This window comes from Silvania sp., assembly GCF_051656365.1.
Lineage (GTDB): Bacteria > Pseudomonadota > Gammaproteobacteria > Enterobacterales > Enterobacteriaceae > Enterobacter > Enterobacter hatchlandensis.
In genome coordinates this window covers 43,700-56,362 of sequence record NZ_JBOGBT010000033.1, presented here as the reverse complement: position 1 = coordinate 56,362, position 12,663 = coordinate 43,700, and the positions used below count along the sequence as shown (strand labels likewise).

Here is a 12,663-nt window from a genome sequence, read left to right as displayed (position 1 = left end):
TATCCACGTCATAGCTGGCGGTCAGGCTGCCTCGGTACAGTGCCCCGTACACCGGTAGTCCGGTCGCCGCAGACTGAGAGCGGGCGCGGGTGGCGCTCACCTGTCCATCCAGCGACGGAAACAGGCTGCCGTCGGCGGCGTACACCCGGGCCTGATATTCGTTAATCCGCTCCCGGGCGATCAACACATCGCTGTTATTGCCCAGCGCCTGGTCAACGTAGCGGTTGAGATGGCTGTCGTGAAAGCTGCGCCACCACTGCTGTTCCGCCGGGCTGGCAGGGCCGCTGCTGGCGCGCCAGCTGGCGGGGATCGCCAGCGTCGGTTTCGCCGGGGCGACATCCACCGACTGACAGGCCGCAAGGGACAGGGCAATCATTAACGCGGCTACCGGGCGGAGGATCATTTTTCCTCCCGGGTATCAATAGTGACCTGCACTGACATGCCCGGGCGCAGCAGGGCAGACGCGTCCGGCTCGCCAAGCACCTCGATGCGCACCGGAATGCGCTGGGCAATCTTGACGAAGTTCCCCGTGGCATTGTCCGGCGTGATGGCACTGAACTCCACCCCGGTCGCGGGTGAAATGCTCTGCACCCGGCCTTCATAGGCGCGGTCGTTCAGGGCATCAACGGTGAATGTCACCGGCTGGCCGACCCGCAGCGTTGCCAGCTGCGTCTCTTTGATATTGGCGATCACCCAGTGCTGCGGCGGCACCAGGGTAGTGAGATGGGTTCCGGCGGTCACATAAGCGCCTAAACGTACCGCAATCTGTCCGAGCTGGCCGCCGCGTGGGGCAACGATGCGGGTATTTTGCAGGTCGATTTGCGCCAGTTCGAGCGCGGCCCTGGCGTTATCCACGTCCGCCTCAAGCGCGCCGCGATTGACGATGGCGGTTTGCAGGTCCTGGCGCGACATCTCCAGCGTGGCTTTCGCCTGGTCGATATCGGCGCTGCCCTGGGCGGCGCTCGCCAGGGCGGCATCCCGCTCACGAATCGACAGGGACCCGTCGGCGGTCAGGTCTTTCACCCGCTTCAGATCGGCCTGGGTTTTCATGCTCTGGGCACGGGCATTTTTCAGCGCTGCATCGTTACGCGCAATCACCGCTTCGGCGCTTTTACGCTGCTGCAGGTTGTTATTCAGCGCGGCGATTTTCATCGCCAGTTGCGCTTCGGCCTGGTGCACGCGCTGGCGGTAGATGCGATCGTCAATCTGCAGCAGCAGGTCGCCTTGTTTTACCTGCTCAAAATCCTGGACATTGACCCTGGTGATGTAGCCGTTGACCTGCGGGCTGATAAAGGTGGTCTGGCCGCGCACGTAGGCGTTATCGGTGAACTGGGTGTGACGGGTAAACGGCGGCAGTTGCCAGGCGTAGAGGATCACCAGCACGCCAACGATGCCGATCGCGGCGGCGGCGAACATCGACACCACGCGCAGATTGTTACGGGTATTGGCCTGCTCTTTGGCGGCATCCTGCTGACTCATAACCACTCCTGGGAAAACACGTTAATCATTATTGTATAAAACCGTTATTTGCTGCCGGTGGCGCGTTTCAGCGCCATATGGGCAGTGATGCGCAGGCGCAGCAAGCGCCATAAAATCCACACCAGCGTGACGCTGGCAATGCCCGCCGTCAGAAGATAAGTATCGTTGTAAGCGAGAATATTTGCCTCCAGCGTGCTGGCGGTCTGCAGCTGGAGCGTGGTCTGGATATTCAGCAGGGCGCTGTCGCCTATCAGGCTCCGGTACATCTGGCTATAGACCTGCAAACGCTCGTTCACCAGCGGATTGAGTGTGCTGAGCTGATCGGCCAGCAGGCTGGAGTGGTACTTCTCGCGCCAGGTCTGGAAGGTGCCCAGAATGGCGGAACCCAGCAGGCCGCCAATATTCTGGCTCATGCCAAACAGTACCGAAAAGCTGACCAGGTTACGCGGGTCGGCAATCACGCCGCCAATCCCGGCCAGCATCGCCGGGGCGAGGAAAAAGGCGCTGCCGAACCCCAGCAGGAACTGGCTCACCATCAGTTGGGCCGGGCGGGTGAGGCTGCTGGACTGGCTGTCGAGCAGGGAGGCGATAATCATCAATACCAGTGAGGTGACAATCGGCCAGCCGAGGCGCGTCGGTTTTATGGTCAGGCAGCTGGCGACGATGCCGCAAGCGATCCCGGCAAAAATTGACCACGCCAGCGATGTCATCTGTTCATTCTGCAGGCCGACCAGCGTCAGCCAGCCAATCACTCCGGTGTTCTGCTCCGCCAGCACGATGCGGATCAGCAGCATGATCAACCCGAGGCGCAAAATACTGCCGCTGGAGAGCCAGCGGGTGTTCAGCAGCGGATTACTGCGGTTATGCTCGAAGACAATCGCCGAGACGATCAGCACCAGCGACATCGCCAGTGACCAGCCGATCCATGGCGCTTCAAACCACCAGTCCAGCCGCCCGAGGGACAGCACAGCGCACAGCATCGCCATGCCCGGCGCCAGCAGAACAAAGGTGATAAAATCTTTCTTCTCAAACACTTTGCGCCGATCGCCGGGAGGTAGCTTGAGGGCGATCACGCAGCCGAGCGAGATCAACGCCAGCCCGAGTTCAAACAGGTACAATCCGCGCCACTCATCCAGCTGCAGCAGTTCGGTGGAGAACAGACGCGCAATGGGGATCGCCAGCGACGAGCCGGTGATGCCGATGGTAAGGGCTTTCAGGCGGTGTTTCGCGGGCCAGGCCTGGATCTGATAGTAGATCCCCAGCGAGCTGAGGGCCGCGGCGACCATCCCGTGGGCGGCGCGCACCATCAGGGCAGAGCTGAGATCGTTGACGAACAGGTGGAAAAAGGTCACCAGCACGTACAGCACCAGAAAGCCTTCGGTGAAGGCGCGCAGGCCAAACTGCTGGCGAAACTTCACCAACAGCAGATTAATCGACACGTTGGTCATCACGTACACCGCAGGCAGCCAGGCGATCTCGGTGGACCAGGCGGCAAACGTGCCCTGTAAATTCTGCAGGTTGGCGGCCACCATCGCATTGCCCAGTGCGCCGGTCAGGCACACCAGCAGGCCTACCACGCCATAGGCGATACGTTTGGGCGTGCTGTGCAAGGGCGTGGACGGGGAGCCTAACAGCATCGGCTTTTCGTGAGGCTGCCACTCGCGAGGCGAATAGGGGTCGCGTTGAGGCAGACGCATAACCGTGATACCTATAAAATTAATGAATAGTTAGTGGGCTAATGATTCTAAGTCTGACTCAAATCACTTTTCAAGTGAATATGATAACGCCGGGTTAATCAAATGTGATGCGGTAAATTTCAGAGAGATCCTCTGTTAACCGGCGACTCGCGCGTTACGCTGAACGTAATAGTTGGAAGGAGGTAATGATGACACTCGCAATCTTCCCATGTTTGCCGGATAAAACCCTGGCAGCGGTAAACACCGTCGGCAGCTGGCTTGCCGAAACCGATTTCGACCCCACCCAACCGGCACCGCAGGCAGAAGGGGTGGTGCTGGCAGGCAACGCGGTGATCCCCACCATCGACACCGCCTGCCGTCTGGCGGCAGAGCTTGCCGTACCTTTGCTTATCAGCGGCGGTATCGGTCATTCAACCACGTTCCTGTATGCCGCTATTGCACGCCATCCGCACTACAACCGGGTGCGCACCACCGGTAAAGCCGAAGCCACTATTCTGGCGGAGATCGGCCGTGAATTCTGGCACATTCCGCCGGAGCGGGTGCTGGTGGAGGATCAATCCACCAACTGCGGCGAGAACGCGCGCTTTAGCTGGTCGCTGATGCAGCACCATCCGCTGCCTGCGAAGCGGGTAATTGTGGTGCAGGACCCGACCATGCAGCGCCGCACCATGGCGACCTTCGCCCGGGTGTGCCGCGACGCGCCTGCTGCGCCCGAGTGGATAAGCCAGCCGGGGATTGTGCCGCAGCTGCAAAACAGCGAAGACGGGCTGGTGTTCAGCGGCGGTGGCGAGGGGCTGTGGCCCGTCGAGCGCTACCTGTCGCTGGTGCTGGGTGAACTGCCGCGACTGCGCGATGACATCAATGGCTACGGCCCGGCCGGGCGGGATTTTATCGTGCACGTGAGCATCCCGGCAGAGGTCGAGGCGGCCTGGCAGGTGCTGCGCAACGACACCATTCTCACCGAAGCGCTGGTCAGTCGCTCTCTGCTGTAAACGGCTGCCCGTTTGCGCTGGCTTTTGCGCAAACGGGCAGGCTATGTTGTCGGGTTGTAATAAAAATGTTCTGCTGACCCGATTCTTTTATGAGAGATCTCACAAAAACAGCACGATAGAGTAGGAATGCGGATCTGAAACTGTAGTTTTTAACAATAATTTTACGTGTTAAAAACAGTCTAATTACAGGAGCAGGTCATGACAGTACCCGTACAACATCCTATGTATATCGATGGACAGTTTGTCGCCTGGCAGGGTGAAGCCTGGATTGATGTGATCAACCCGGCTACCGAAGAGGTCATTTCCCGTATTCCCGATGGCAGCGCCGAAGATGCCCGCAAGGCCATTGACGCAGCCGACCGTGCGCAGGCTGACTGGGAGGCCCTGCCTGCTATCCAGCGTGCGGGCTGGTTACGTAAAATCTCGGCAGGCATTCGCGAACGCGCCAGCGAGATCAGCGCCCTGATTGTGGCCGAAGGCGGCAAAATTCAGCAGCTGGCCGACGTGGAAGTGGCGTTTACCGCCGACTACCTTGACTACATGGCCGAGTGGGCCCGTCGCTACGAAGGCGAAATTCTTCAGAGCGACCGTCCGGGCGAGAACATTCTGCTGTTTAAGCGTGCTTTAGGCGTCACCACCGGCATTCTGCCGTGGAACTTCCCGTTCTTCCTGATTGCCCGCAAGCTGGCACCCGCGCTGATTACCGGCAATACCATCGTCATTAAACCGAGCGAATTCACGCCGAACAATGCCATTGCGTTTGCCAAAATTGTCGACGACATCGGTCTGCCGAAAGGGGTCTTTAACCTGGTGCTGGGCCGCGGCGAAACCGTGGGTCAGGAGCTGGCTGGCAACCCGAAAGTGGCGATGGTCAGCATGACCGGCAGCGTGGGGGCGGGCGAGAAGATCATGGCCGCGGCGGCTAAAAATATCACCAAAGTGTGTCTGGAACTGGGCGGTAAAGCCCCGGCCATCGTGATGGACGATGCAGATCTGGAGCTGGCGGTGAAGGCGATTGTCGACTCTCGCGTGATCAACACCGGACAAGTGTGTAATTGCGCCGAGCGCGTGTATGTGCAGAAAGGCATTTATGACCGTTTTGCCAACCGTCTGGGCGAAGCGATGAAAGCGGTGCAGTTTGGTAACCCGGCCGAGCGCAACGACATTGCGATGGGGCCGCTGATCAACGCCGCGGCGCTGGAGCGTGTGGAGCAAAAGGTGGCTCGCGCGGTGCAGGAAGGGGCGACAGTGGTGCTGGGCGGCAAAGCCGTCGAGGGCAAAGGCTATTACTATCCGCCGACGCTGCTGCTCGACGTGCGCCAGGATATGGCGATCATGCACGAAGAGACCTTTGGTCCGGTGCTGCCGGTGGTGGTCTTTGACACCCTGGAAGAGGCGCTGAAGATGGCCAACGACAGCGACTATGGCCTGACATCCTCCATTTACACCCGCGATCTGAACGTGGCGATGAAAGCGATTAAAGGACTGAAGTTCGGCGAAACCTACATTAACCGCGAGAACTTTGAAGCAATGCAGGGCTTCCACGCGGGCTGGCGTAAATCCGGTATTGGCGGGGCAGACGGTAAACACGGGTTGCACGAATATCTGCAAACCCAGGTGGTGTACTTGCAGTCCTGATGTTGAGTGTCTCTGGCAGATAAGCAAAACGGCAACCTGGTTGCCGTTTTGCTTTTACCTTACACCTTGGTCGCAATCCAGTTCATCCTCAACTCTGGCCAGACCGCCAGCGGCAATCCCTGGGCATCCCGAATGCCAAACCCGTGTTTGCCTCGCTCAAACAGATGCATCTCGACCGGTACGCCATGGCGGCGCAGGGCGCTGAACATCATCAGGCTGTTTTCCACCTTCACCGCCGGATCGTCGATGGCGTGCAGCAGGAAGGTTGGCGGCGCGTCGGGGGTGGCTCTGTCTTCCAGCGAATAGTGCCGCACCTGCGCGTCAGTTGGGGTGTCGCCCATCAGCTCGTGGCGTGAGCCAGGATGGTGCGGCCCGCTGTGCATGGTGATCACCGGATACGCCAGCGCCATAAACGCCGGACGGGCGGAGAATTCGTCGGCGGCGTCCAGCGGGGCATACACCGCTTCATCGTGACGGGTGCCGAGGCTGGCGGCCACGTGCCCGCCAGCGGAAAAGCCCAGCACGCCGATACGCGCCGGATCCAGCTTCCACTCCTGCGCACTGGCGCGGATGACCCGCATCGCCCGCTGCACGTCGGCCAGCGGCGCGTCGGCACCTTCTTCATGACCGTCGCCCGGCGCGCGGTAGGTCATCACAAACAGGGTATAGCCGCGCGGGTTAAAGAAGGCCGCCAGCGCGCTACCCTCTTTATCCAGCACCACGCGACGGTACGAACCGCCCGGGGCGACCAGAATACCGATACCGTTAGGTCTGTCCGGCGCATAGACGGTTACCTCGGGTGCCCGCACGCCGGTGACGGCGCGATCGAAGGCGGAGGTGCCGCTGTGGCGTGGCTCGGGGGTAAAAACGGCATCGCTGGAATGCGCGCCTGGCGCTTCAGGGGTGGGCCAGATGGGGAAAGTGGCTGAACGGGCAACGGCTTGCGCCATCTGCTGTTCTAAAATGTCGCGGCTCAATGCTTCCATGATAACGCTCCCTCTTGTGGAAAGCGTTTGTTATATCAGGGTTAACGAAATGAAAACCGGAACAAATTCACAGGTTGCGGACAGCAGGGCTGTCCGCGGTGAAATTACAGGGCAGCGAATTTATCTAAGGTACGCACCAGTTGGGTGACAAAGCCGTATTCGTTGTCGTACCAGGCGACCGTTTTCACCAGCTGTACGTCGCCCGCGTCGGTGACTTCGGTCTGGGTGGCATCGAACACCGAACCAAACTGCGAGCCAATAACGTCCGATGAGACAATCTCCTCCTCGGTATAGCCAAAGGAGTCATTGCCCTCCGTCGCCTTTTTCAGCGCCGCGTGGATCTCATCCACGGTGACTTTCTTGTTCAGGATCGCCACCAGCTCGGTCACCGAGCCGGTTTTTACCGGCACGCGCTGGGCGTGGCCCTTCAGCCTGCCGTTCAGATCCGGGATCACCAGCCCGATGGCTTTGGCCGCCCCGGTGGTGTGGGGGATGATATTTTCCACCGCCGCCCGCGAGGCGCGCAGATCCTTCCCGCGCGGGCCATCCACCAGCGCCTGAGTACCGGTATAGGCATGAATAGTCGTCATGGTGCCCGCCCGGATGCCAAAGGCGTCGTGCAGCACCTTGGCCAGCGGTGCCAGACAGTTAGTGGTACAGGAGGCGACCGAGATAATGGTATCGCTGGCATCGATCGTGTCGTCGTTGACGTTAAAGACGATGGTTTTCATCTCACCGGCAGGGGCAGAGATCAGCACTTTTTTCGCCCCGGCATCCAGATGGGCCTGCGATTTCTCCTGTGAGGTATAGAACCCGGTACATTCCACCACCAGATCCACCCCGGCGGCCTGCCACGGGATATGTTTGGCCTCTTTCTCGGCATACACCGCAATCGATTTGCCATCAACGATCAGCGAATCTTCGGTGAAGTCCACGCTCCACGGGAAAACGCCATAGTTAGAGTCGTGTTTTAACAGGTAGGCCAACACTTTCGGCGACGTTAAATCGTTTATCGCCACCACGGTGTTCGTGTCCTGGGTTTCCAGTAATCGACGAAGTACCAGTCGGCCAATGCGGCCAAAACCGTTAATGCCAATCTTACTCATGATGTTCTCCTGAATGGACGTATGAGACGTTGAACTCCTCCAGGATTAGACCATCAACCCCAACGAGGCAATTGACGATGCTTCATTTAGCGGGAAGTTTTTGAAAACGCATGGACAAAACTTAATGAATTTTTAACTAAAGGTGGTTATTTTGAGTTTTTCTACGCTCTACATTCAGGAATGACTATGCGCAATAAATACACCGGCCTGCAAATCGGTATCCACTGGCTGGTTTTCGTGCTGGTGATCGTGGCCTACTGTGCCATGGAGTTTCGCGGCTTTTTCCCACGCAGCGACCGCCCGCTGATTAACATGATCCACGTTTCCTGCGGGATCGCGATTCTGGTGTTGATGGTGGCGCGCCTGCTGGTACGGCTTAAGTATCCGGCCCCGCCGATCGTGCCAAAACCGAAACCGATGTACATCGGCTTATCCCACCTCGGCCACCTGGCGATCTACCTGCTGTTTATTGCGCTGCCGCTGATTGGCCTGGTGATGATGTATAACCGGGGCAACACCTGGTTTGCCTTCGGGCTGGGAATGCCGCACGCCGCCGAGTCGAATTTTGACCTGGTGGATATGCTGAAGGCCTGGCACGTCACCCTGGCGAACCTCGGCTACTTTATTATCGGCATCCACGCCTTGGCCGCGCTGCTTCACCATTACGTCTGGAAAGACAATACCCTGCTGCGCATGATGCCGAAAAAGCGTTAAACCGCTGAGAGAAATGCCCGGAGAAATACTCCGGGCGAATAGATTATCGTCAGGACGATAATTATTACGCACGCGACTCATGCGTTTTCTTAAATCAACTACTCAGCCTCAGGAAAGGATATTGTCGTACATATTAACCTCGCAGATTCGGGCTTTATTTCACGACTCACTCTTCGGGCTTTTTCCCACCGCCGTGGCTATTATGCCCCCCTTTTTTTCCGGCCTCTGATGCGCGCTGCGGGTCATTCTTAAAGTTGCCACCGCTGCGCTGTCCGCCCTTGCGTCCTGCTTCGGCTGCACGCTCCCGGTTTTCTGCGAAATTGCCAGAACCACCTCGATGTTTTGCCATAACATGTCTCCCGTTTTTGGTGATGATATTTATTGCGGGGAAATTAATCCCTTTAGTCCGTGCAAAAATAAATGTAGCCAGTGCAATAAAAACGTCAATAAGCCTGTTGGCTCTTTTTATTACCCGCGTGCTAGTTATTTTCCAGACTGTTCTGAGGGGGGGCGTAAATATAGTGAATGGGTGAAAACCCTGTCGCTAATACTATATTTGTCAAGTCACGTTCGGGCGATTAACCGCTGCCGTCAGCGATCGGCCATTTTTGCCAGAAAATGAAACCTGCATCACACAATCCCGCTTTATCCTTTTACTTTGTTTCCGTAGTTAACTATGTTAAAAAAAACGCCGACATTGGCAGGAACAGGGTAGGGTGAAAGCAGTGAAACAACGTCTACATACCATTGCGCAAGGGGTACTTCTTGCGATGGCCGGGGTGCTGGCTGGCACGGTACACGCCGACACGGCAATAACGCAGATGGCAAATCAGGTGTTGCCCGCGCAGGAAAAACCGCGCGTCTTTGTGCTGACCGATATCGGTAATGAGCCGGACGATCAGATGTCTCTGACACGCTTTTTGCTGTATGCGAATGAGATGAACGTGGAAGGACTGGTGGCGACCACCTCAACCTGGCAGCGGGAAAAAGTGCATACCGATATGATCGCGCTGGTGCTCGGTCACTACGGCGACGTTCAGCCAAATCTGTTGAAACATGCCGCCGGGTTCCCGACCCTTGCCGCGCTTAATGCGGTCGTTGCGCCGGGCCTGGCGAGCTACGGGATGGCGGCAACCGGTGACGGAAAAAATACCGCTGGATCCGATTTGCTGGTGAAAGCGATTGAGAAGAGCACCGACGCGGCGCATCCGCTGTTCATCAACCTGTGGGGCGGGGCAAATACGCTGGCGCAGGCCCTGCAGGATCTGTCGAAAAAACACCCGGCAGACGCGGTGCAGGCGCTTACCAAAAATCTGGTGGTTTACGCAATTTCCGACCAGGATGATGCCGGTTTCTGGGTGCGCGAGCACTATCCGCACATCACCTATATTGTCGATCCATCCAGCCAGAACGGCGAGGATTATGCCCGTGCCACCTGGACCGGGATCAGCGGCGACAAGTATTATCGCAATGCGCCAGGGGCCGATTTCACCACTGTGTCGCAGCTCTGGCTGGATGAAAATATCCGAGGCCTTGGCCCGATGGGCAAAGGTTACCTGCAGTATCTGTTTATCATGGAAGGCGATACCCCTGCGTTCCTTGGCCTGATCCGCAACGGCCTGAACAGCGAGCGCAACCCGGGCTGGGGCGGCTGGGGCGGGCGCTATATCGTGCGCCAGCCACAGCATGAAACGCGGCCAATCTGGAGCAGCGGCGGCGATTTCTATCCTGGCAACCCGAATGCCGCCGATACGGTGACCGGCGTGGACGGCAAGCAGTACACCTCGAATCAGGCCAGCATCTGGCGCTGGCGCGAAGCCTTCCAGCACGATTTTGCCGCGCGTATGCAGTGGAGCATCAAGCCGTATGCCGAAGCCAACCACAATCCGCAGGTCGTCGTAAACGGCCAGGCCGGGCAGGGGGTGATTTACCTCGACGCCAACGTGGGTGAGGCACTCTCGCTGAGCGCGGCGGGCAGTAAAGATCCCGATGGCAACACGCTGAGCTATAACTGGTTCCTCTACCCGGAAGCGGGTGCCGCCAGCTCAAGCGCCGTGGAGGTTAAGGATGTGCAGGGCCGCCGGGGTGAAGATAACCTCACCGCACCTGCCGTGCTCGCGATGGGGGAAAACGGTAAGCAAACCGCGGACGTCAAAGCGCTGCGGACGGGTACCGAACACGTGATCCTCGCCGTCACCGACAACGGCAAACCGGCATTAACCTCATATCGACGGGTGATTGTTACGGTAAAATAAGGCGCATAATCCAGGCCCTTTTCAGGGTCTGGATTAGCGACACTTCACCCGCTTCCCTGTTTCATCAATAACCTTTTCACCATCTTCCTTCGAGAAAGCACCTTGCTGTGGCTCCGGAATGATTTCCAGTACAACCTCTGAAGGTCTGCACAGGCGGGTTCCTGCAGGTGTGACAACAATTGGCCTGTTAATCAGGATGGGATGTTGCAGCATAAATTCTATCAGTTGCTCATCGGTAAACGTGTCTTCAGCAAGTCCCAGTTGCTCATAAGGCTCAACATTCTTACGTAGCAATGCACGCACCGTAATGCCCATATCTGAAATAAGCTTTATAAGCTCATCGTGGGTCGGGGGCGTATCGAGATAATAAATTATTGTCGGTTCATTGCCGCTGTTACGGATCATCTCCAGCGTGTTACGCGAGGTGCCACAGGCCGGGTTGTGATAGATGGTAATGTTGCTCATATCAGTATCTCATTACAAAGTGACAGAGAGCCGCCACGCCAGCGCGGCCAGAGTGACAAACAGCACGGGCACAGTCATGACAATGCCGGTACGAAAGTAATATCCCCAGGTGATGGTCATATTTTTCTGGGCAAGCACATGCAGCCACAGCAGGGTTGCCAGACTGCCAATCGGGGTGATTTTGGGGCCTAAATCGCAGCCAATCACATTGGCATAAATCATTGCCTCTTTGACGACGCCAGTCGCCGTACTCCCGTCAATTGACAGCGCGCCAATCAGCACCGTCGGCATGTTGTTCATCACTGATGAGAGAAATGCCGTCAGGAAGCCGGTGCCGAACGTCGCGACCCATAACCCCTTGTTTGCCAGCAGGTTCAGTACGCCAGACAGGTACTCCGTGAGCCCGGCATTGCGGAGACCATAGACCACCAGGTACATGCCCAGCGAGAAAATAACAATCTGCCATGGCGCACCGCGCAGGACTTTCCCGGTGTTGATGGCATGACCTCTTTTCGCCACCACAAACAGCACTGCAGCGCCGGCAGCCGCTATCGCACTGACTGGGATCCCCAGCGGCTCCAGAACAAAGAAACCGACAAGCAGCAATAACAGGACAACCCAGCCCGCCCTGAAGGTCGCCGGATCCTTTATCGCACTGGCAGGGGACTTCAGCAGAGAAACGTCATACGAGGCCGGAATATCCCTACGGAAGAAGAGATGCAGCATAACCAGCGTGGCCACAATCGCTGCCACATCCACGGGGATCATAATAGAGGCGTACTGCGTAAAGCCCAGACCGAAGAAATCCGCTGAGACGATATTCACCAGGTTAGAAACAATGAGCGGCAGGCTGGCCGTATCCGCAATAAATCCTGCGGCCATGACAAAGGCCAGCATCGTGCCCTGGCTGAACCCCAGTGCGAGTAGCATCGCAATCACAATCGGCGTCAGGATAAGCGCGGCACCGTCATTGGCAAACAACGCAGCAACAGCGGCACCGAGCAACACTATCCAGGTAAAAAGCAGGCGGCCACGCCCGTTACCCCAGCGGGAGACATGCAGTGCGGCCCATTCAAAGAAACCGGACTCATCGAGCAGCAGGCTGATAATGATCACCGCAATAAATGCCGCTGTCGCGTTCCAGACGATATTCCAGACAACGGGAATATCAGCAATATCGATGACACCGGTTCCCAGAGCCAGCACAGCCCCGATACTCGCGCTCCAGCCAATGCTCAGGCCTCTGGGCTGCCAGATCACCAGTACCAGCGTCAGTAAAAATATACTCCCTGCCAAAAGCATCTCAGACTCCATCATATATGATTATGTAA

At 57.6% G+C, this 12,663-nt stretch carries 11 protein-coding genes and 1 pseudogene; 4 read left to right on the top strand and 8 right to left on the bottom strand.

Annotated elements, in window-relative coordinates:
• From ACRDD5_RS06150 to ACRDD5_RS06140, 3 genes and pseudogenes are all read right to left on the bottom strand, one after another.
• Positions 1–403 (bottom strand): annotated as a pseudogene (locus ACRDD5_RS06150) (efflux transporter outer membrane subunit); the annotation flags it as partial.
• Positions 400–1,479: an HlyD family secretion protein gene (locus ACRDD5_RS06145; protein ID WP_438676218.1), complete on the bottom strand. Its 1,080-nt coding sequence runs from the start codon at positions 1,477–1,479 to the stop codon at positions 400–402. The pseudogene ACRDD5_RS06150 and the gene ACRDD5_RS06145, both read right to left, overlap by 4 nt.
• A gap of 44 nt (positions 1,480–1,523) precedes the next feature.
• A complete protein-coding gene (locus ACRDD5_RS06140) occupies positions 1,524–3,176 on the bottom strand; it encodes an MFS transporter (RefSeq protein WP_438676217.1) in 1,653 nt (550 codons plus the stop codon).
• A 188-nt stretch (positions 3,177–3,364) separates the two neighbouring features.
• Here ACRDD5_RS06140 and ACRDD5_RS06135 point away from each other — a divergent pair, with 188 nt between their 5' ends.
• Both ACRDD5_RS06135 and aldA read left to right on the top strand, forming a co-directional pair.
• Positions 3,365–4,168, top strand: a complete 804-nt coding sequence (locus ACRDD5_RS06135) for a YdcF family protein (RefSeq protein WP_438676221.1) — start codon at positions 3,365–3,367, stop codon at positions 4,166–4,168.
• A gap of 198 nt (positions 4,169–4,366) precedes the next feature.
• Positions 4,367–5,806, top strand: a complete 1,440-nt coding sequence (gene aldA / locus ACRDD5_RS06130; RefSeq protein WP_438676216.1) for an aldehyde dehydrogenase — start codon at positions 4,367–4,369, stop codon at positions 5,804–5,806.
• A gap of 59 nt (positions 5,807–5,865) precedes the next feature.
• Here the strand turns inward: aldA and ACRDD5_RS06125 are convergent, their stop codons facing one another.
• Together ACRDD5_RS06125 and gap are read right to left on the bottom strand one after the other, a co-directional pair.
• Entirely contained in the window at positions 5,866–6,792 is a 927-nt protein-coding gene (locus ACRDD5_RS06125; RefSeq protein ID WP_438676215.1) for an alpha/beta hydrolase, read from the bottom strand.
• A gap of 104 nt (positions 6,793–6,896) precedes the next feature.
• On the bottom strand, positions 6,897–7,898 hold the full coding sequence (gap, locus tag ACRDD5_RS06120; RefSeq protein ID WP_271284267.1) for a type I glyceraldehyde-3-phosphate dehydrogenase: 1,002 nt from the start codon (positions 7,896–7,898) through the stop codon (positions 6,897–6,899).
• Positions 7,899–8,084: 186 nt separating this feature from the next.
• Between gap and cybB the strand changes: the two genes are divergently transcribed.
• Positions 8,085–8,612, top strand: a complete 528-nt coding sequence (gene cybB, locus ACRDD5_RS06115) for a cytochrome b561 (protein WP_438676214.1) — start codon at positions 8,085–8,087, stop codon at positions 8,610–8,612.
• Positions 8,613–8,778: 166 nt separating this feature from the next.
• Here cybB and ACRDD5_RS06110 read toward each other — a convergent pair whose 3' ends face one another.
• Positions 8,779–8,961, bottom strand: a complete 183-nt coding sequence (locus ACRDD5_RS06110) for a general stress protein (RefSeq protein ID WP_271284269.1) — start codon at positions 8,959–8,961, stop codon at positions 8,779–8,781.
• Between the two features lie 376 nt (positions 8,962–9,337).
• On the opposite strand from ACRDD5_RS06110, the gene ACRDD5_RS06105 reads away from it, so the two are divergent.
• On the top strand, positions 9,338–10,867 hold the full coding sequence (locus ACRDD5_RS06105; protein ID WP_438676213.1) for a DUF1593 domain-containing protein: 1,530 nt from the start codon (positions 9,338–9,340) through the stop codon (positions 10,865–10,867).
• Between the two features lie 33 nt (positions 10,868–10,900).
• On the opposite strand, the gene arsC is transcribed toward ACRDD5_RS06105, so the two are convergent.
• Together arsC and ACRDD5_RS06095 are read right to left on the bottom strand one after the other, a co-directional pair.
• Positions 10,901–11,332, bottom strand: a complete 432-nt coding sequence (arsC, locus tag ACRDD5_RS06100; protein ID WP_438676212.1) for a glutaredoxin-dependent arsenate reductase — start codon at positions 11,330–11,332, stop codon at positions 10,901–10,903.
• 12 nt (positions 11,333–11,344) lie between these two features.
• The gene (locus ACRDD5_RS06095) at positions 11,345–12,634 is read right to left on the bottom strand and encodes an arsenic transporter (RefSeq protein ID WP_438676211.1); all 1,290 of its coding nucleotides are present in this window, start codon (positions 12,632–12,634) and stop codon (positions 11,345–11,347) included.
• Positions 12,635–12,663: the final 29 nt, after the last annotated feature.

Bases quoted from the DNA above. Each gene is read 5' to 3' on its own strand.
- ACRDD5_RS06145 (WP_438676218.1), bottom strand. From the start codon at position 1,479: ATGAGTCAGCAGGATGCCGCCAAAGAGCAGGCCAATACCCGTAACAAT.
- ACRDD5_RS06140 (WP_438676217.1), bottom strand. From the start codon at position 3,176: ATGCGTCTGCCTCAACGCGACCCCTATTCGCCTCGCGAGTGGCAGCCT.
- ACRDD5_RS06135 (WP_438676221.1), top strand. From the start codon at position 3,365: ATGACACTCGCAATCTTCCCATGTTTGCCGGATAAAACCCTGGCAGCG.
- aldA (WP_438676216.1), top strand. From the start codon at position 4,367: ATGACAGTACCCGTACAACATCCTATGTATATCGATGGACAGTTTGTC.
- ACRDD5_RS06125 (WP_438676215.1), bottom strand. From the start codon at position 6,792: ATGGAAGCATTGAGCCGCGACATTTTAGAACAGCAGATGGCGCAAGCC.
- gap (WP_271284267.1), bottom strand. From the start codon at position 7,898: ATGAGTAAGATTGGCATTAACGGTTTTGGCCGCATTGGCCGACTGGTA.
- cybB (WP_438676214.1), top strand. From the start codon at position 8,085: ATGCGCAATAAATACACCGGCCTGCAAATCGGTATCCACTGGCTGGTT.
- ACRDD5_RS06110 (WP_271284269.1), bottom strand. From the start codon at position 8,961: ATGGCAAAACATCGAGGTGGTTCTGGCAATTTCGCAGAAAACCGGGAG.
- arsC (WP_438676212.1), bottom strand. From the start codon at position 11,332: ATGAGCAACATTACCATCTATCACAACCCGGCCTGTGGCACCTCGCGT.
- ACRDD5_RS06095 (WP_438676211.1), bottom strand. From the start codon at position 12,634: ATGCTTTTGGCAGGGAGTATATTTTTACTGACGCTGGTACTGGTGATC.